Here is an 18,487-nt window from a genome sequence, read left to right on the forward strand (position 1 = left end):
AGCAGTGATCGAGCGGGAGTTCACCACCCGCTGACGACGGTAGGGAGCCCCCTGGTATGAGCCAGCCGCAGGACGACGATGACGGTACGACCGAGCTGGTCGCCCATGCCCTCGCTGAGTACGCGAAGCGCCCGTCACCGGAGGACGTGGCGCGGCTTGTCGACATGCTCCTGACCCGCGGGCAGGACATCCACGACATCGTTGCCGCGCGCCCCAGGCAGGATCTGACGGCCGGGGCCAGCGACGCCCTTTACGAATGGGAGTACTTCTCCCGGGTGGGGCCTCTCGGGTCGGGCCCGCATGCGAACTGGAACCACTGCCGCGCCCTGGCCCGCATCATCAAGCGCTTGATGCACATGGCGCATGCCCACACGACCGCGAGCGCCTCGTGACCGAGCTCGGCCGGCAGGTCGCGTACGTCGCGGTCGTGCTCAGCGTCCTGGCCGCAATCGTCGTCGGTACCCACTGCCCCCCGCCCAGCCGTGTTCCTGCCAGGGATGGCACGGCTGGGCGGGTCGCACCTCCCAACACATCGAGGAGGCACCACCATGAGTACCACCTCCACGCTCAAATTTGCGTGGCTGGAAGTCACCGGCTTCTGCAACGAGCAGTGCGATCACTGCTACGCGGGCTCCGGGCCCGACCGCGGCCACGGCACCATGACCGTGGCCGATTGGGTGGACGTGATCAACCAGTTCGCCGCGATGGGCGGGTTGGACGTGCAGTTCATCGGCGGGGAGCCCACCCTCTACCCACACCTGCCCGAGCTGATCGCGCACGCCGCCGGCCGCGGTCTCGGCGTCGAGATCTTCTCGAACATGACGCACATCCGGCCCGAGGTCTGGGAAGCCATCACCGTGTACGGCGCCAAGCTGGCCACGTCGTACTACAGCGACGATGCCACCGAACACGACTCGATCACCCAGCTCCGGGGCGCGCACCGCAAGACCCGCGCCAACATCCAGCGCGCCGTCGACCTCGGCATCCCCATCCGCGGCGGCGTCGTCAGCCTGCGGGAAGGACAGCGCGCGCTGGAGGCTGCGGCCGACCTCCAGGGCATCGGGGTTCAGCAGGTCGGAGGTGACCGCATCCGAGCGTTCGGCCGGGCATCTCAGGGTGCCCGCCCGCAGATCAAGGATCTGTGTGGGCACTGCGCGCACGAGAAGTGCGCGGTGGGTCCGGAAGGCGCGGTGTGGCCGTGTGTCCTCGGCCGGTTCATCGATGTCGGCAACGTGCGCGACGAGCCCCTCGCCGACATCTGGACCGGCGAGCGTCTCGCCCGGGCCCGTGCCGACATTGCGGCCGTCCACGGCCCGGGCGCGGCCGCCTGCACCCGGCCGCAGTTCCTCCCGATGTGCGGCCCATGCGGTCCCTGCACGCCCTCGGTGGGCCACTGCGACCCGGAGGAGGCGGCCCTCGGCGCCGCTACGATCGCCACCACCTGACCGACCCGGCCCACCCCGGAGGAACACGTGATGGACCCGCACGGTGACCACATCCTCAGCTGGCCAGCCCCTCCCGGGCAGGAGCGCACCGAGGAGCAGTGGGCGGCCATTGCCGGGCAGGTCCGGCACGCCGCGAACAAGCTCGGCCAGCCGCTCCCGCTGTGCATGCTCGGAGAGCCTCAGCAGTGTGGGCGGTCGGCGCAGCAGCATGCGCTGGCGTGGGCGGCAGAGTTGAAGGCGCGTTCGCACCACCTGATCGAGTCATACGCACCGTCGGTCGAGGCCGCCGGCTACGCCGCGGGGGTGTTGTACAAGGAGCGGCTGGCCGCGCTGCGCGAGCCTGCCGTGTAAGGACCGCCCCGGTCGGCACCCCTCCCGCCGAAGGATCTGCCCTCACGGAGCCGGGGTGACCTTCGTGGTCGACCTGCAGACGGGTGCGCCCCGGAACGTCGAGTGCTCGGAGTGCGTCCCGGCCTGAAGGCTGATTTGAGCGCGTAGCCCCGGCCGGAGTCGTATTCCGGCCGGGGCTACCCGCGTACGAGGTGCGCGAGCGGGACCCCGAGCACGTCGGCGAGCACCCCACCGCACTTCTGGCCGGCCCCCGGCAGATCATCGCCGGGGCCCGGTCCCATGCACGGACCCGGTCGATACAAGAACCCGGGTGATGCGCTGCTGTCTCCGGGATCTTGCAGGAATCAGTGCAAGAGTTCTGGCGGGGGCCGCCGAGATCGCCATGTCCAACACACCAACCGGCCCGCACCGTTCTGAATAGCTGACGTTCAGAATGGAGCCCGTTACGCCCTCGCGGTCCTCATGCAGCCGCCGATTCCACCTCAACGGCAAGCCGGGGTACCGGACCGGCAATTACTGGCATTGAAAACGCGAAGCACAAAATCGTGTCCATTCTCCGCACATAGCCCGTCAGGGCATAAGTTGGCGTGCCGTCAGGTAGCGATCTGCGGCCCATTGCCGTCAGTTGTATCCAGGGCGGCGGCCGCCTTTCTCTCGAGGTGGAGGTGCTGGTGGTCAGTCGCGAGATTGAACAGACGGCAGCGGCGAGCGGCAACATGAACACAAAAGACGACCTGAAGGGATACGTTCACATCTTCCCTGATTTGCTCTTCGCTTTCAGGCGAAGCATTCGACGTGCCGCAGGTCGGCGCCGTCCGGGGACCAACCGGGTCGGGGCAGTAGCGGCCCTGACCGCGGCGCTCGTGCTGTTCTGCCCCGGGCTCGCCCTGGCGGCGCCGGGGGACCTGGATCCCACCTTCGGCACCGGCGGCAAGGTGACCACCGACTTCGGCGGCGGCCTCAACGAGTTCGCCAACGCGGTTGTGGTGCAGACCGACGGCAAGATCATCGCCGTCGGAGGCAGCGACACGGGCCTCGGCAGCGACTTCGCGCTGGCCCGCTACAACACCAACGGCAGCCTGGATACGACGTTCGGCACCGGCGGCAAGGTGACCACCGACTTCGGCGGCACCGACGCGGCCTTCGGAGTGGTGGTACAACCCAACGGCAAGATCGTCACCGCCGGCTACAGCGACGCGGGCGGCACCGCCAGCGACTTCGCGCTGGCCCGCTACAACACCGACGGCAGCCTGGATACGACCTTCGGCACCGGCGGCAAGGTGACCACCGACTTCGGCACCGGCCGCAACGACGTGGCCAACGGGGTGGCGCTGCAGACCAACGGCAAGATCGTCGCCGTGGGCTCCAGTGCCTTGGGCACCGCCAACGACTTCGCGCTGGCCCGCTACAACACCAACGGCAGCCTGGATACGGCCTTCGGCACCGGCGGCAAGGTCATCACCGACTTCGGCGGCGACGGCGACATCGCCTCCGCCGTGGCGCTGCAGACCAACGGCCAGATCGTCGCCGCCGGCTTGAGCAACTCGAGCGGCACCTTCGATTTCGCGCTGGCCCGCTACAACACCAACGGCAGCCTGGATCCGACCTTCGGCACCGGCGGCACGGTGACCACCAGCTTCGGCGGCACCAACAACTGGGCTTTCGGGGTGAAGGTGCAGTCCGACGGCAAGATCGTCGCCGCCGGCTTCAGCAACTCCAGCGGCAGCTTCGATTTCGCGCTGGCCCGCTACAACACCAACGGCAGCCTGGATCCGACCTTCGGCACCGGCGGCACGGTGACCACCGACTTCGGCGGCTTCGACATTGCCTTCGGTGTGGCAGTGCAGACCAACGGCCAGATCGTCGTCGCCGGCTACAGCGACTCGGGCGGCACCTTCGATTTCGCGCTGGCCCGCTACAACACCAACGGCAGCCTGGATCCGACCTTCGGCACCGGCGGCAAGGTGACCACCGACTTCGGCGGCTTCGATGCGGCCTTCGCTGTGGCGCTGCAGGCCGACGGCAAGATCGTCGCCGCCGGAAGCAGCGACTCCAGCGGCACCAGCGACTTCGCGCTGGCCCGCTACATGGACGGCACCCCCTCCTTGACCATCGACAAGAGCCACACCGGGGACTTCACTCAGGGGGACCAGGGCGTCTACACCATCACGGTCGGCAACAGCGGGCCCGCCTCCACCAACGGCAGCACGGTCACTGTGCAAGACACCCTGCCGGCGGGACTCACCACCCTCAGCATCACCGGTCCGGGGTGGCACTGCACCTGGGCGACCCTCACGTGCACTCGCAGCGACGTCCTGGCCGACGGGGACAGCTACCCGCCCATCACCCTGCGGGTCAACGTCTCCTGCGATGCCCCTTCCTACGGCACGAACACCGCCACCGTCACCGGAGGCGGCGACAGCACCACGCACACCGCTGAAGACCCCACCACCATCAACCCCACCGAATGCTGCGTCGTCGGCCGTTGTTGCCACCCCGACGACTGGGGAAGCCGGAGTCCTGCCACTCCCCGTTGCTGATCCCGAGAGGACTGTCCCTTCCGGGCATACAGCCTGGAAGGGACAGTCGCTCATGCGATCCCGCCCCGGCGAGCACCGTCCGTACTGGGTACGCTTCCGACGACACGGCCGGGCCCGGGCCCGCCGCTCCCCCTGCAATCGCTGTGTTGCACCGGGAGCCGGCGGGATCGCACCCGGCTCGGGCTCCCGGAACCTCAGATGTTGCTCTGAACGTCCCCTTCCTGTGGTTGGCCCGGCTCCGGCGGGGTCATGACACCGGCACACGGACCGGCACACGGGACCGCTGAGAGGGGGCAAGGGGACATGAAGCCCATGGCACACCTGGGGGTGGGCATAGGTTGGCGGCCGGAGATCGCCGACGCGGTGGAGCGGCTGCCCGGCCTGGACTGGGTCGAGGTGGTGGCCGAGAACATCTGCCCCGGCCACTTGCCGGACCCGCTGCGGCGGCTGCTCGACCGAGGCGTACGCGTCGTCCCGCACGGCGTCTCGCTGGGCCTCGGCGGCGCCGACCGGCCCGACGCCGCGAAGCTGGCCGCACTCGGGGAGCGGGCGGTGGCGCTGGGGGCGCCGCTCGTCACCGAGCACATCGCGTTCGTACGGGCGGCCTCGCCGGCGCTGGAGGCGGGGCACCTGCTGCCGGTGCAGCGGACCCGGGACGCGCTGGACGTGCTGTGCGAGAACGTCCGGATCGCGCAGGACGCCCTGCCGGTGCCGCTCGCGCTGGAGAACATCGCCGCGCTGATCTCGTGGCCCGGCGAGGAGCTGACGGAGGCGCAGTTCCTGACGGAGCTGGTGGAGCGGACCGAGGTCCGGCTGCTGATCGACGTGGCCAACCTCCACACGAACCGGATCAACCGCGGAGAGGACCCCGCCGCGGTGCTGGACGCGATCCCGCTGGAGGCGCTCGCGTACGTGCACGTCGCGGGCGGCATCGAGCGCGGCGGGGTGTGGCACGACACGCATGCGCATCCGGTTCCGGCGGTGGTACTGGACATCCTGGCGGAGCTGCGCCGGCGGGTCGACCCGCCCGGTGTGCTGCTGGAGCGGGACGACGACTTCCCCGCGGAGGCGGAGCTGGCCGGGGAGCTGGCCGCGATCCGGAAGGCGGTCGGCGCCCCGGGACCGGCCGCCGCCCCCGCCCCCGCCTGCGCTCCGGAGCCCGCTCCCGAGGCGCAGGCGCAGGCGCACCCGGAGCGACCGGAGGAGCGACCGGAGGAGCGACCGGAGGAGCCGGAGCGGGCGCGGGTGCGGGTCGGGCTGGAGCAGGCGGTGCTGTTGTCCGCGCTGGTCGCGGGCACTCCCGTGCCCGAGGGGTTCGACCGGCAGCGCGTACGGGTGCAGGCCCGGGCGCTGGCCGCCAAGCGGGCCGGGGTCGTCGCGAAGCTCGCGCCCGAGCTGCCCGGGATCCTCGGCGGCGAGGATCCGTTCCGCGAGGCCTTCCTCGCGTACGCCCGCAACCGGCCCATGACCGCCGGGTACCGGCGCGACGCCCTCGACTTCGCCGAGCACCTGCTGATCCAGGACCTGCCCGCCGACCCCGCCGCCCGGCGCCGGCTCACCTCGTGGTGGCAGGACCGGGTCGGTGCGCGGCCGCCGCGGCGGATCGTGCGCTGGGCCCGGACCTTCGTGGGGCGTGCGGCATGAACGCTCTCGCCATCGCGATCTGGATCGCCGTCCTCGGCTCCACCGTCCTGCTGCTGCGCGGTGTACGGCGCTCCCGGCCGCGCGGGGCCGGCCCGGCCCCGCGGCTGCACGACCTGTCCGAGGCCGCGTTCATGGCCGGCGGACCCGGCACGGTCGTGGACGCCGCGCTCGTCTCGATGCTCGGCGACGGCCGGCTGGTGGTCGGCGGTCCCGGAATCGTCCGGGTGAGCCCCGGGGCGCGGGCCGGCGACATCGCCGAGCGGGCCGTGCTCGAAGCCCATCGGCAGGCCCCGTCCGGCTGGCTCTACCAGGTGCGGTACGCCGCCATGCTGGCCCCCGCCGTCCAGGAGACCGGCGACGCGCTGGCCGCCCGCGGGCTGCTCGTCCCGCCCGGGTCCGGGCGCAGACGGCGGCGCCGGGCGGTGGCCCAGGCCGTGGTGTGCGGGGTGCTGCTCGTGCTCTCCCTGCCGTTGACGTTCGTCGCTCTGGCGCTCCGTCCCGAGGCGTCGGAGCTGCCGTTCATCATCAAGGTGTTCCCCGTGCTGCTGGGCGGGATCGTGGTGGGCGGCGCCGTCGCCGTGCGGGCCGGGCAGCGGCTCACCCCGGCGGGGCGGGCGGCGCTGCGCGAGATCCGCACGCAATACGTCAACGACCGGACCCCGCACGTGCAGACCGCCCTGTACGCGCTGCGCGGGCTGCGGGACCCGTACCTGCGCGAGCAGTTGGTGCCGGCGGCCCGAAGCACCCGGCTGGCGGCCGCCCAGTCGCGCTCCGCGCCGCGCAGCTCGTCGTCGCACTCCTCGTCCTCGTCCTCGTCCTCGTCCTCGGGTGACTCCTGCGGGTCTTCCGCCGCGATCCTGCCCGCCGTATGGTGCGCGGGCAGCGACGTCGGGGGAGGCTCCGGAGGCGGCTGCGGGTCCTCGGGGTCGAGCTGTTCCTCCGGCTCCGGCTGCGGCTCGTCCTCCGGCAGCTGCGCGAGCAGCGGTTCCGGTTGTTCCAGCGGTTCCAGCGGTTCCAGCTGTTCCAGCAGTTCGAGCTGCGGCAGTTCGTCGGGTTCGAGCTGCGGCAGCAGTTCCTGACCCGGCACTTCTCCACCTCGTGGGAATCAGCCATGTGCTGGGTCCGGCTCCTCCTGACGGCCTGGGCAGGGGTGCCGGCGTCGTGCACCCTCCTGCTGAGGGCCGCCGCCGCAGCCTCGGTGCCCGTGCCAGCACCCGACGGGGGTGCGGGCGCCGGACGCCGCCACGAACGGCGCGGCGGGCCCCGCGGTGCCGGCGGCCGCGACGGCCGCGGCCGCGCTGTGCGTTCCGGCGAACGGGACGGCCGCCCTGGTGAGCCTGTGCTGGTTCGCGCTCCCGCTGCGGCTCGTCGCGCTGGACCGGGAGCAGGGGCACGGGGACTCCCTCACGGCCGTGGCGCTGCGCGGAGTCCGCGTGCTCACGGATCCCGCCCTACGGGCGGCACTGGCCCGGGCAACGGGGGGATTACGGCCGACACCCGGTGGTGGTCCTGTACAAGGGAGCCGCCCGGCGCATCTCATCGGCTCAACCGAAGAGATGAAGGCGGCCCATGATGCGGACTCCGCTCGCACGCCGCGCAGTCGCCGCGGCGTTCCTGTCCCTCACCCTGTCCACCGCACCCCCCGTAGCGGGCTCCGCCGCGGCCCCACAGACCCGGACAACGGCCCCCGGCCCCGCCCCGGGGGCGGCCGTCGCGGACGCCGGGGCCGAGCTCGTCGCCCGGCGCGCGGCCGGGGCCGCCGCCGGGGACACCGGCGGGGCGCGGGGTGCTCCGCCCGGATCCGCCGGGGGCAGCGGGCTCGTTTTCCGGGACTGTGCCGCCGCCGGGGAACTGCCCCCGCCCGTGCGCTGCGCGACCCTCCGGGTCCCGCTCGACTACGCCCGGCCCGACGGCCCGCAGATCTCCCTCACCGTCAGCCGCGTCACCGCCACCGGCCGCGGGGGCGCCGCCCGCCAGGGCGCGCTCGTCTACAACCCCGGCGGCCCCGGCGCCTCGGGCATGTTCTTCCCGCTCGTCGCCGGCCTCCCGGAGTGGCAGCGCATCGGCGCCGCCTACGACCTCGTCGGCTACGCCCCGCGCGGGGTCGGCCGCTCCGCCCCGCTGTCCTGTGAGGACCCCGCCCGCGTCCAGGGGCCCATCCAGGTCCCGGCGGAGCCCTCCGCCGCGTACAAACGGCAGCGCGTCGCCGCCGCCCGGGCCTATGCCCGCGGCTGCGCGGAGCGGGCCGGCGGGGCCCTGCCGTACTACACGACCCTCGACAACGTGCGTGACCTGCACGTGCTCCGCGCCGCGCTCGGCGAGCAGAAGCTGACCTTCATGGGCGCCTCGTACGGCACGTACCTGGGGGCCGTCTACGCCACGCTCCACCCCGGCCGCGTCCGCCGGATGGTCTTCGACTCCGCGGTCGATCCCGACCCGCGCCGCATCTGGTACGCCGACAACCTCGGCCAGGCACCGGGGTTCGAGCGCCGCTGGTACGACTTCCGCGCCTGGGCGGCCCGGCACCACGCCGCGTACCGGCTCGGCGCCACCCCGGCGGCGGTGCAGGCGAGTTACGAGCGCGTCCGGGACGCGGTGGCGCGCACTCCGGCGGGCGGGGCCGTCGGGACCGGCGAGCTCCAGGCCGCCTTCCTCCAGGCCGCGTACTACGACGATGTGTGGCCGGAGCGGGCGGCCGCGCTCAGCGCCTTCCTGGCCGGCGATCCGGGCCCGCTGACCGAACAGGCCCGCGCGGACCCGGAGTCGGCGGCCGCGCGCGAGAACGCGCGCGCGGTGTACACGGCGGTGCTGTGCAACGACGCCGCCTGGCCCGCGGAGTGGGAGACCTGGGACCGCGACAACACCGAACTGGCGCGCCGGGCGCCCTTCGAGACGTGGGCCAACGTCTTCCTGAACCTGCCCTGCGCGTACTGGCCGGTCCGCGAGCGGCAGCAGCCGGTGGCGGTGGGCGCGCAGCCGGCGCCGGTCCCGCCGACGCTGATCGTCGCGGCGGAGCGGGACGGGGCGACCCCGTACCCGGGGGCGCTGGAGCTCCAGCGGCGGCTCGGCGCCGGGGCCGCGCTGGTCACGGAGACGGGGGCCGGCACCCACGGGGTGGCCGGCGGACGCAATGACTGCGTGGACCGTCACGTGGAGCGGTATCTGCTGACGGGTGACACCTCGGGGTGGCGTGTCACCTGTGCGCCGCATCCGGAGCCCGCACCGGTGTCGCTGGACGACCCGGCGGCGAAGGCCCGCGGGTTGGTACCCGGGGCTCTGCTGCCGCCAGTCGTCTGAACTTCCGGGCGGGATCTCCGGCTGCGTCGTTTCGGGGGCTGGGCCTCCCGATCCACCGGAGGCCGCTCCCCAGTCAAGAGAGCAGTCCTCCGGTTCCTTCCCCCCAGGGGAGGTATCAGGCGAGCCCGGCCACCAGGTCGGCGACGGACTTGCGGCGCCCGGTGTAGAAGGGCACCTCTTCACGGACGTGCATACGCGCCTCGGAGGCACGCAGGTGACGCATGAGGTCGACGATGCGGTACAGCTCGTCGGCCTCGAAGGCCAGCATCCACTCGTAGTCGCCCAGCGAGAACGACGCGACGGTGTTGGCACGCACGTCGGGGTAGCCGCGGGCCATCTTGCCGTGGTCCGCGAGCATGCGCCGGCGGTCCTCGTCGGGCAGCAGGTACCAGTCGTACGAGCGCACGAAGGGGTAGACGCTGACGTAGTCGCGCGCGACCTCGTCGGCCAGGAAGGCCGGGATGTGCGACTTGTTGAACTCGGCCGGGCGGTGCAGGGCCATGTTCGACCACACCGGCTCCAGCGCGCGGCCGAGCCTGGTCCGGCGGAACAGGTTGTACGCGGTCTGCAGCTCGTCCGAGGTCTCGGCGTGCCACCAGATCATGATGTCCGCATCGGCGCGCAGGCCGGAGACGTCATAGGTGCCGCGGACGGTGATGTCCTTGGCGGCCAGCTGGTCGAACAGCTCCTGGACCTCGTCGGCATAACCGGCGCGGTCTTCGGGCAGAACGTCCTTCAGCTTGAAGACGGACCACAGGGTGTAGCGGATGACCTCGTTGAGGTCCTTCGCCTTCTTCCCCGCGTTGGGAATCTTCTCTGGTGCAGTCATGTGTCCATTGTCCCGTGCGCTGATCAGTGGTCGGTGCCAGGGGTGCCCAACGTGGCCATCACCACGTCCGCGGCCTTGCCCGCGCTCGCGATGCACGCCGGGATGCCCACGCCGTCGTACAGCGCTCCGCACACCGCGAGGCCGGGCAGGGCCGCGACGGCGCCGCGGATCCGGGCCACACGGGCGAGGTGGCCGACCGGGTACTGGGGCAGGCCGCCGTCCCAGCGGGTGACGGTGGAGGCGACCGGCCGGGCTGCGAGGCCCACGGCCTCGCCGAGGTCGCGCAGCGAGACCTCGACCAGCTCGGAGTCCTCGCGGACCAGGTCGCCCTCGTCGCCGAACCGGCCGACCGAGGTGCGCAGCAGGAAGAGCTCGGGGTCGGCGCCGGCCCAGGCCCACTTGTTGCTGGAGAAGGTGGAGGCCTTGATGGTCCGGCCGTCGACGGGCGGTACGAGGAATCCGCTGGCGCCACCCCCGGTGACCGCGGCGGGCAGCTCGGAGCGCCGGAAGGCCATCGTGACCAGGGCCATCGAGGCGTACTCGACGGCCCGCAGCTCGGCGGCCGCGGCCGGCGCGAGACCGTCCAGCAGCCGGGCGGCGGGCCCGGCGGGGACGGCCAGGACCACGGCGTCGGCATCGATCGTCTCCGCGGCGGTGACGACCCTCCAGCCTCCCGGCGTACGCAGGACCTCGCGCACGGCGGTACCGGTGCTGATCCGTGCCCCGGCCGCCCGGCACGCCTCGGCCACGGCCTGCGGAAGCCGTCCGATGCCGCCGTCGATGCCGGAGAAGACGGGCCCGGCCTGCCGGGGCTGTTGCGCGGCCCGCTGCTGGAGTTCGCGTACGCCTTCGCCCAGCGAGCGGTGCGTACGGGCTGCCTCGAAGAGCTGCGGGACGGCGGCGCGCATGGAGATGCGGTAGGCGTTGCCGGCGTAGACCCCGCCGAGGAGGGGCTCCACCAGGCGGTCGACGACCTCCGGTCCGAGGCGGGCGGCGACGTACTCGCCGACTGCGACGTCCTCGCCGATCTCGGTGGGCGGCAGCCCGCGTTCGGCCTCGATCCGGGCCAGGCCCGCGGCGGAGAGCACCCCGGAGGCGGCGAGCGTCGCCAGGTCGCCGGGGACGCCCATGACGTGGCCGCGTGGCATGGGCCGCAGCGCGCCGCGGGTCCAGAGGTGGGCGGTGGCCGTGGCGGGCGGCTGGAGGGCGTCGGCCAGGCCCACGGCCCGGGCCAGCTCCAGCGCTTCGGGGCGGCGGGCGAGCACGGATTCGGCGCCGAGGTCGACGGGGGCTCCGGCGAGCTCGCCGGAGCGGAGCTTGCCGCCGAGGCGGGGCCCGGCCTCCAGGAGCGTGACGCGCAGGCCGTCGGCGAGGAGCCGGTGGGCGGCGGCGAGGCCCGCAATGCCGCCGCCGATCACGACCGCATGGCCGGCCGGAGCCGGCCGGCCGTTCCCGCCGGTCGTACCGCCCGCGCCCGCCGCACCGTCCGTACGCATGTCCGCTTCGTGCATGGACACATCGTCTCAGACCGTTCGGCGGCCGATCACCGAGGCCGGACCGTGACCGCATCGGGACCGGCCCGGGACCGCCGGGGCGAAACCCGCGACGGGACCCTGTACGTCACAACGGCGACATCAGCCGATCCCCGGGGGGTACCACCGATGCACACCAGCACGAGAGCCACCGCGGCAAGGCACCGCGGCGCGGCCGCCGTGGCCGCCCTGTCCCTGGCCGGAGCGCTCGCGCTCACCGGTTGCGGCGCGGCCCAGGACAGCGGCGGCCGGGCCTCGGCCGACAAGGCCGCGGCCGGCGCCCCGGAGGCCGCGGCCCAGGGCAAGCCGGGGGCGGCCGCGGCGGCTCCCCCGGCGGCCTCGGGGGCCGACGCGGCGAAGAACCCCTCGCAGCCGGCCGCCGTACGCCCGAACGTCATCCGTACGGCGTCGCTCGGCATCGAGACGGCGGACGCGCAGAAGGCCCTGTCGGCTGCCCGGACGACCGCGGAGGGCGCGGGCGGGTACGTGGGCAGCGAGTCCACGCGGCGCGGCGAGGACGGCCGGGTGACCTCGACGCTGACCCTGCGGGTGCCGGGCGACCGCTTCGACGCCGTGCTCGGCGCCATGGAGGGCAGCGGGAAGCTGCTCAGCCGCAAGGTCGAGGCGCAGGACGTGACGCAGAAGGCGGCCGACGTCGACAGCCGTGTCGCATCGCAGCGGGCGAGCGTGGCCAGGGTGCGGGAGATGATGGACAAGGCCTCGGCGCTGAGTGACGTGGTCATGCTGGAGAGCGAGCTGAGCAAACGCCAGTCGGACCTGGAGTCGCTGCTCGCGCAGCAGACGGCGCTGAAGGACCAGACCTCGATGGGCACGATCACGATGGAGGTCTCGGAGCCGGCCCCGAAGGCGGTGTCGGAGAAGAAGGACGAGGAGCCGTCCTTCACGGGCGCCCTGAGCGGCGGTTGGAACGTCTTCACGGCGATCGTGCGGTACCTGGCCCTGGTGGTCGCGGTCCTGCTGCCGTTCGCGGTGACGGCGGCGCTGGCGCTGCTGTGCTTCCGCGTGTACCGGCGGCTGCGCCCGGCGAAGCCGAAGGCGGGGCCGAAGGCGGGGCCGAAAGCGGGGCCGAAAGCGGGGACTGCGCCGAAGGTCCCGGTGGTTCCGGGGGCGCGGTCCGCGGACCCGACGGAAAAGACCGACGTCCCGGACTGAACACGCATTCGGCCGTAGCGTGTTCGGTAAGAGACGGCGGCGCGGAGGGCGGGGCGGGCGATGGCGACGGAACGACTGGTGGTGGTCGGCGGCGACGCGGCGGGGATGTCCGCCGCGTCACAGGCCCGGCGGCTCAAGGGTCCGGCGGAACTGGAGATCACGGCCTTCGAGCGCGGGCACTTCACCTCGTACTCCGCGTGCGGGATCCCGTACTGGATCGGCGGCCAGGTCGGCGGGCGGGACGCGCTGATCGCCCGGACGCCCGAGGAGCACCGGGCCCGGGACATCGACCTGCGCATGCGCACGGAGGTGGTGGAGCTCGACCTCGCCGGTGGCCGGGTCCGTACCCGCGACCTGGATTCCGGATCCGAGGCCTGGACGGGCTACGACAAGCTCGTCCTGGCCACGGGTGCCCGGCCGGTCCGGCCCCGGCTGCCCGGAATCGGCGCGCACGGGGTGCACGGCGTCCAGACCCTGGACGACGGCCAGCGCCTGATGGACACCCTGCAGCGTACGGAAGGCCGCAGGGCGGTCGTCGTCGGCGCGGGGTACATCGGCGTGGAGATGGCGGAGGCGCTGGTCGCGCGCGGGTACGAGGTGACGGTCCTGCACCGCGGGCAGCAGCCGATGGCGACCCTGGACCCGGACATGGGCGCCCTGGTGCACGGCGCGATGAACCGGATGGGGATCCGTACGGTGTCCGGGGCGGAGGTCACGAAGATCCGCACGGACGAGGACGGCCGGGCGTGCGCGGTGGCCACGGCCGCGGGGGACGAGTACCCGGCGGACGTGGTCGTCCTCGGCATCGGCGTGGAGCCCCGCACGGCGCTGGCCCGCGCGGCGGGGCTGCCGCTCGGCGAGTCCGGCGGCATCCTCACGGACCTCTCCATGCGCGTCCGGGGGCAGGAGAACATCTGGTCGGGCGGCGACTGCGTGGAGGTCCTGGACCTGGTGGCGGGCCGCACGCGGCACATCCCGCTGGGCACGCACGCCAACAAGCACGGCCAGGTGATCGGCTCCGGCGTGGGCGGCGGCTACGCCACGTTCCCGGGCGTGGTGGGCACGGCGGTCAGCAAGGTCTGCGACCTGGAGATCGCCCGTACGGGCCTGCGCGAGCGCGACGCCCTGGCCGCCGGCCTCCGCTTCGTGACGGCGACGATCGGCTCGACGACGACGGCGGGCTACTACCCCACGGCCGCGGACATGACGGTCAAGATGCTGGCGGAACACCGCACGGGCCGCCTGCTCGGTGTCCAGATCGTCGGCGGTGCGGGCTCCGCGAAGCGGGTGGACATCGCGGCGGTCGCCCTGACGGCGGGCATGACCGTGGAGCAGATCGTCTCCCTGGACCTGGGCTACGCCCCGCCGTTCTCCCCGGTCTGGGACCCGGTCCTGGTGGCGGCCCGCAAGGCCGTCTCGGCAGTGCGGGCGGCGTCCTCCTAGGGCCCGGCCCCGGCGTCAGCGGGCCGTCTTGGTGTGGACGTAGTCCACCAGGCGGGTCAGGGCGTCCGGGTCCGTCGTCGGGAGGACGCCGTGGCCCAGGTTGAAGACGTGGCCCTCCAGGCCGGACGCCGCCGCGAGGACCTCGTCCGTCTTCGCCCGCACGGCCTCCTCGGTGGAGAAGAGCACCGCCGGGTCCAGGTTGCCCTGGAGCGCCTTGCCGGGGCCGACCCGGCGCACGGCTTCGTCCAGCGGGACCCGGTAGTCGACGCCCATGACGTCCGCGCCGGCCTCACTCATGAGGCCGAGGAGCTCGCCCGTACCCACGCCGAAGTGGATGCGCGGGACTCCGTACGAGGCGACGGACTCCAAGACCTTCGCCGATGCCGGCATCACCGAGCGCCGATAGTCCGCCGGGGCGAGCGCGCCGACCCAGGAGTCGAAGAGCTGCACCGCGGAGGCGCCCGCCTCGATCTGGACCTTCAGGAAGGCGGAGGTGATCTCCGCGAGGCGGTCCAGCAAGTCGGCCCAGAGCTCCGGGTCGCCGTACATGAGCGCCTTGGTGTGCTCGTGGTTCTTCGACGGGCCGCCCTCGACGAGGTAGCTCGCGAGGGTGAAAGGCGCACCGGCGAAACCGATCAACGGCGTGGCGCCCAGTTCACCCGTGAGCATGCCGATCGCCTCGGTGACGTACGGGACGTCCTCCGGGGTGAGGTCGCGCAGCTGTGCGAGGTCCTCGCGGCGGCGGATCGGCTGGGCGACGACCGGGCCGACGCCCGGCTTGATGTCCAGGTCGATGCCGATGGCCTTCAGCGGGACCACGATGTCGGAGAAGAAGATCGCGGCGTCCACGTTGTGGCGGCGGACCGGCTGGAGCGTGATCTCCGTGACCAGGTCGGGCCGCATGCACGACTCCAGCATCTGCGTCCCCTCGCGCACCTTGCGGTACTCGGGGAGCGAGCGCCCTGCCTGCCGCATGAACCACACCGGGGTGTGCGGCACCGGCTCCCGCCGGCACGCCTTCAGGAAGGCGGAATCGTACGTCTGACTCGGCTGGCCCTGGGGGCGGTCATTGGCGCTCACGCGCCAAATCTTCGCACGTATGAAGAAGTGCCCGGCCCGGTCTGGGTGTCCCTGCGCCGCACGGACCCTCGTTCCGCCTAGTCTTCCCCGCATGGCTGCGGCTCAGGGACGATTTTCAGATGGCGCTGACGGCATGGACAGCGCGAAGGAGAGCTCCGTCCCGCTCCCGTTCCGGCGGGCGGTCGACGGCTTGAAGAAGGCGCGCCTGCGTCCGGGGATCGAGATCGACCCGGCGAGACCGCCCCAGCGCCTGGCCCCGCACACCTACGCCCTCGAAGCCGCGGTCGTGGACGGTGAGGACGACCTGGCCGACGGGCGGCTCATCCTGCTCCATGATCCGTCCGGGCACGACGCCTGGCACGGGACCTTCCGGCTGGTGACGCTCGTACGCGCCGAGCTGGAGCCCGAGATGGCCGCCGACCCCCTCCTCCCCGAGGTGTGCTGGTCCTGGCTGACCGGGGCGCTCGAGGCGCGCGGCCTGGCGTACGGGGAGGCGAGCGGGACCGTGACGATGGCGAGCTCGCACTACTTCGGCGGGCTGTCGGAACGGCGGCCGGCCACGCAGATCGAGATCAGGGCCTCGTGGACGCCGCGCGAGGGCGTGGGCGGGGTACCGGACACCTCGGCGCACCTGTCGGCGTGGTGCGAGCTGCTGTGCCAGATCGCGGGGCTGCCGCCGGTCGGGCCGACGGACTCGGATACCGGTGTCGTCTCCCTGCCACAGCGGCGCGGTCCGCACCACCCGTAGCCGTGGCGCCGTCCGGCGGCACCCGGGCGCTCCCCCTCCTCCGAATGCACCGGGCCCCGTAGAACGGCCGATCGAGGGCCGGCGGCGGTGTGTCGGAACCGGGCGCCCGTTGTGGGCTTCTGATCACCCGATGATCGATCGTGCGTCCGAATTGCCCGAATTGTTACTCACCAAATCGTGATCATTCTCTAAAGCCGGGCGGGTGACGTGCCGAAGGAGTCAGTGACCATCCGCACGGTTCACGCCGGCTTCCTTCCCCGAGCCGGCCGTCCCGCCACTCCCCCAGGAGGCCTAGGTGTCCGTTCTTCTCGAGCAGCCCGCAAGCCTGGTCGCCTACCGCCCGAACAAGCCGACGGCCATGGTCGTCGTGGCCGACCCGCGCGTGCGTTCCACCGTGACCCGCCATCTGTGGGCCCTCGGAGTACGTGACGTGATCGAGGCGTCGTCCATCGCGGAGGCCCGCCCCCGCGTCGGCAGCCCGCGCGACATCTGCGTGGCCGACGTACACCTGCCCGACGGTTCGGGTCTCACCCTGCTCTCCGAGACGCGGGCCGCGGGCTGGCCGAACGGCCTGGCCCTGTCCGCCGCCGACGACATCGGCGCCGTACGCAACGCCCTCGCGGGCGGAGTGAAGGGCTACGTCGTCACCGGCACGCGGACCAACATCGGGCTTCCCACCCGGCCCGGCGCCGCCCCCATCGGTGCCGCCGCCGCCCGTATGCACCGCCGCCCCCCGGGTGCCCCGAGCCACCCGGGCGGCTACCGCGAGCTCTCCGGCCGCGAGGTCGAGGTCCTGCGCCTCGTCGCGGAGGGCCAGTCCAACAAGGCCATCGGCGTCTCGATGGGCCTGTCCGCCCTGACCGTCAAGTCCCACCTCGCCCGGATCGCACGCAAGCTGGGCACCGGCGACCGGGCCGGGATGGTCGCCGTCGCACTGCGGACCGGGATCATCCACTGACACCCGCCCGGCGACTCCCGGGCGAACTGCCGGGGAAGCCGGGGAAACGCCCGTGCCTGCGCCCCGCGCCCGTCGACGGAACGTTCCGGCGACGGGCGCGCCGTATCCGCGGATACCCTTGAGCGGTGACCGACGCCCAAGAGACCGCAGCAGACCTGCGCACCACCACCGGGGGCGGCCCCCCGGACGACGTCGAAAAGGCGCCGATTCCGTTGCTCGAGCCCCGCGAGGGGATCCCTCCGGTGGTCGCCGACGAGGACGCACTCGCCCGGGTGGTCGCGGCCTTCGCCGCGGGCACCGGGCCCGTGGCCGTCGATGCCGAGCGCGCCTCCGGATACCGCTACGGCCAGCGCGCCTATCTGGTGCAGCTGCGCCGCGAGGGCGCAGGATCCGCGCTGATCGACCCGGTCGGCTGCCCCGACCTGTCCGCGCTGGGCGAGGCCCTGTCCTCCGCCGAGTGGATCCTGCACGCCGCCACCCAGGACCTGCCGTGCCTGCGCGAAATAGGCATGGTTCCCACCTCCTTGTTCGACACCGAGCTGGCCGGCCGCCTGGCCGGGTTCCCCCGGGTCGGACTGGGCGCGATGGTCGAGAGCGTGCTCGGCTACGCACTGGAGAAGGGCCACTCCGCGGTCGACTGGTCCACCCGCCCGCTCCCCGAGCCGTGGCTGCGCTACGCCGCGCTCGACGTGGAGCTGCTGGTGGACCTGCGGGACGCGCTGGAGAAGGAACTGGACCGGCAGGGCAAGCTGGAATGGGCCCGGCAGGAGTTCGACGCCATCGCCGCCGCACCGCCCGCGCCGCCGCGCAAGGACCCGTGGCGCCGCACGTCCGGCATGCACAAGGTGCGCCGGCGCCGGCAGATGGCCGTCGTACGGGAGTTGTGGGAGTCCCGGGACCGGATCGCGCAGCGGCGTGACGTGTCGCCCGGCAAGGTGCTGGGGGATGCCGCGATCGTCGAGGCCGCGCTCGCGCTGCCGGCGAACGTGCACGCGCTGTCGGCCCTGCCGGGATTCGGGCAGCGGATGGGCCGGCGCCAGCTGGACCAGTGGATGGCCGCCGTGGACCGGGCGAAGGCCCTGCCCGAGAACGAGCTGCCGCAGCCGGGGGCGACTCCGGCGGGTCCGCCGCCGCCGCGTTCCTGGGCGGACAAGGACCCGGCGGCCGCGGCGCGGCTGGCGGCGGCGCGGACCGCGGTCTCGGCGCTCGCGGAGCGGCTGAACCTGCCCCAGGAGAACCTGATCACCCCGGACACGGTCCGCCGGCTGTGCTGGGAGCCGCCCCAGCGGCTCGAAGCGGACGCGGTGGCACAGGCCCTCGCGGGCTACGGCGCCCGCCCGTGGCAGATCGAACAGGTCACCCCGGCCCTGGGGGGGGGCGCGGCCCCCCCCCCCCCCCCCCCCCCAACCCCCCCAAACACCCCCCCCCCCCCCCCCCCCGCGGCCCC

15 protein-coding genes are annotated in these 18,487 nt (G+C 73.1%); 12 read left to right on the forward strand and 3 right to left on the reverse strand.

Annotated features, from left to right (window positions below; genetic code table 11):
• The first annotated feature begins 56 nt into the window (after window positions 1-56).
• From ABTY04_RS27225 to ABTY04_RS27255, 7 genes are all read left to right on the forward strand, one after another.
• Window positions 57-392, forward strand: coding sequence for a DUF6415 family natural product biosynthesis protein (locus ABTY04_RS27225; RefSeq protein WP_352216026.1), 336 nt, complete (start codon window positions 57-59; stop codon window positions 390-392).
• Between the two features lie 156 nt (window positions 393-548).
• The gene (locus ABTY04_RS27230) at window positions 549-1,445 is read left to right on the forward strand and encodes a radical SAM/SPASM domain-containing protein (protein ID WP_352216027.1); all 897 of its coding nucleotides are present in this window, start codon (window positions 549-551) and stop codon (window positions 1,443-1,445) included.
• Between the two features lie 30 nt (window positions 1,446-1,475).
• Window positions 1,476-1,796, forward strand: coding sequence for a hypothetical protein (locus tag ABTY04_RS27235; protein ID WP_352216028.1), 321 nt, complete (start codon window positions 1,476-1,478; stop codon window positions 1,794-1,796).
• Between the two features lie 659 nt (window positions 1,797-2,455).
• A complete protein-coding gene (locus tag ABTY04_RS27240) occupies window positions 2,456-4,336 on the forward strand; it encodes a calcium-binding protein (RefSeq protein ID WP_352216029.1) in 1,881 nt (626 codons plus the stop codon).
• Between the two features lie 303 nt (window positions 4,337-4,639).
• Window positions 4,640-5,980 carry an MbnB/TglH/ChrH family RiPP precursor modification enzyme gene (locus ABTY04_RS27245; protein WP_352216030.1) on the forward strand — a complete coding sequence of 447 codons (1,341 nt, stop codon included), beginning with the start codon at window positions 4,640-4,642 and terminating at the stop codon, window positions 5,978-5,980.
• On the forward strand, window positions 5,977-7,059 hold the full coding sequence (locus ABTY04_RS27250; protein ID WP_352216031.1) for a TIGR04222 domain-containing membrane protein: 1,083 nt from the start codon (window positions 5,977-5,979) through the stop codon (window positions 7,057-7,059). The genes ABTY04_RS27245 and ABTY04_RS27250 overlap by 4 nt, the downstream gene beginning before the upstream one ends.
• Before the next feature lie 493 nt (window positions 7,060-7,552).
• Window positions 7,553-9,277 (forward strand): alpha/beta hydrolase, encoded by a 1,725-nt coding sequence (locus ABTY04_RS27255; RefSeq protein WP_502996728.1) that lies wholly within the window; start codon window positions 7,553-7,555, stop codon window positions 9,275-9,277.
• Between the two features lie 115 nt (window positions 9,278-9,392).
• Here ABTY04_RS27255 and hemQ read toward each other — a convergent pair whose 3' ends face one another.
• Entirely contained in the window at window positions 9,393-10,106 is a 714-nt protein-coding gene (gene hemQ / locus ABTY04_RS27260) for a hydrogen peroxide-dependent heme synthase (RefSeq protein ID WP_352216033.1), read from the reverse strand.
• Window positions 10,107-10,129: 23 nt separating this feature from the next.
• Window positions 10,130-11,617, reverse strand: a complete 1,488-nt coding sequence (gene hemG, locus ABTY04_RS27265; RefSeq protein WP_502996725.1) for a protoporphyrinogen oxidase — start codon at window positions 11,615-11,617, stop codon at window positions 10,130-10,132.
• 150 nt (window positions 11,618-11,767) lie between these two features.
• On the opposite strand from hemG, the gene ABTY04_RS27270 reads away from it, so the two are divergent.
• Both ABTY04_RS27270 and ABTY04_RS27275 read left to right on the forward strand, forming a co-directional pair.
• Window positions 11,768-12,811 (forward strand): DUF4349 domain-containing protein, encoded by a 1,044-nt coding sequence (locus tag ABTY04_RS27270; protein ID WP_352216034.1) that lies wholly within the window; start codon window positions 11,768-11,770, stop codon window positions 12,809-12,811.
• A 60-nt stretch (window positions 12,812-12,871) separates the two neighbouring features.
• Window positions 12,872-14,254: an FAD-dependent oxidoreductase gene (locus ABTY04_RS27275; protein WP_352216035.1), complete on the forward strand. Its 1,383-nt coding sequence runs from the start codon at window positions 12,872-12,874 to the stop codon at window positions 14,252-14,254.
• 15 nt (window positions 14,255-14,269) lie between these two features.
• Here ABTY04_RS27275 and hemE read toward each other — a convergent pair whose 3' ends face one another.
• Window positions 14,270-15,334 carry a uroporphyrinogen decarboxylase gene (gene hemE / locus ABTY04_RS27280; RefSeq protein ID WP_352216036.1) on the reverse strand — a complete coding sequence of 355 codons (1,065 nt, stop codon included), beginning with the start codon at window positions 15,332-15,334 and terminating at the stop codon, window positions 14,270-14,272.
• Between the two features lie 91 nt (window positions 15,335-15,425).
• Between hemE and ABTY04_RS27285 the strand changes: the two genes are divergently transcribed.
• The 3 genes from ABTY04_RS27285 to ABTY04_RS27295 form a co-directional block, all read left to right on the forward strand.
• Window positions 15,426-16,082 (forward strand): DUF3000 domain-containing protein, encoded by a 657-nt coding sequence (locus ABTY04_RS27285; RefSeq protein ID WP_352216037.1) that lies wholly within the window; start codon window positions 15,426-15,428, stop codon window positions 16,080-16,082.
• 295 nt (window positions 16,083-16,377) lie between these two features.
• Window positions 16,378-17,040 (forward strand): helix-turn-helix transcriptional regulator, encoded by a 663-nt coding sequence (locus ABTY04_RS27290; RefSeq protein WP_007267191.1) that lies wholly within the window; start codon window positions 16,378-16,380, stop codon window positions 17,038-17,040.
• A 125-nt stretch (window positions 17,041-17,165) separates the two neighbouring features.
• On the forward strand, window positions 17,166-18,487 hold a 1,322-nt coding region (locus ABTY04_RS27295; protein ID WP_352216038.1), incomplete at its 3' end, for an HRDC domain-containing protein.

This window comes from Streptomyces sp. NPDC097981, from assembly GCF_040302565.1.
Taxonomy (GTDB): domain Bacteria; phylum Actinomycetota; class Actinomycetes; order Streptomycetales; family Streptomycetaceae; genus Streptomyces.

What these genes read in the sequence shown, in the direction of transcription:
- ABTY04_RS27250 (WP_352216031.1), top strand. Translation starts at nt 5,977, where the DNA reads ATGAACGCTCTCGCCATCGCGATCTGGATCGCCGTCCTCGGCTCCACC.
- hemG (WP_502996725.1), bottom strand. Translation starts at nt 11,617, where the DNA reads ATGCACGAAGCGGACATGCGTACGGACGGTGCGGCGGGCGCGGGCGGT.
- ABTY04_RS27270 (WP_352216034.1), top strand. Translation starts at nt 11,768, where the DNA reads ATGCACACCAGCACGAGAGCCACCGCGGCAAGGCACCGCGGCGCGGCC.
- ABTY04_RS27245 (WP_352216030.1), top strand. Translation starts at nt 4,640, where the DNA reads ATGAAGCCCATGGCACACCTGGGGGTGGGCATAGGTTGGCGGCCGGAG.
- ABTY04_RS27225 (WP_352216026.1), top strand. Translation starts at nt 57, where the DNA reads ATGAGCCAGCCGCAGGACGACGATGACGGTACGACCGAGCTGGTCGCC.
- ABTY04_RS27230 (WP_352216027.1), top strand. Translation starts at nt 549, where the DNA reads ATGAGTACCACCTCCACGCTCAAATTTGCGTGGCTGGAAGTCACCGGC.
- ABTY04_RS27255 (WP_502996728.1), top strand. Translation starts at nt 7,553, where the DNA reads ATGCGGACTCCGCTCGCACGCCGCGCAGTCGCCGCGGCGTTCCTGTCC.
- ABTY04_RS27275 (WP_352216035.1), top strand. Translation starts at nt 12,872, where the DNA reads ATGGCGACGGAACGACTGGTGGTGGTCGGCGGCGACGCGGCGGGGATG.
- ABTY04_RS27285 (WP_352216037.1), top strand. Translation starts at nt 15,426, where the DNA reads ATGGCTGCGGCTCAGGGACGATTTTCAGATGGCGCTGACGGCATGGAC.
- hemQ (WP_352216033.1), bottom strand. Translation starts at nt 10,106, where the DNA reads ATGACTGCACCAGAGAAGATTCCCAACGCGGGGAAGAAGGCGAAGGAC.
- ABTY04_RS27235 (WP_352216028.1), top strand. Translation starts at nt 1,476, where the DNA reads ATGGACCCGCACGGTGACCACATCCTCAGCTGGCCAGCCCCTCCCGGG.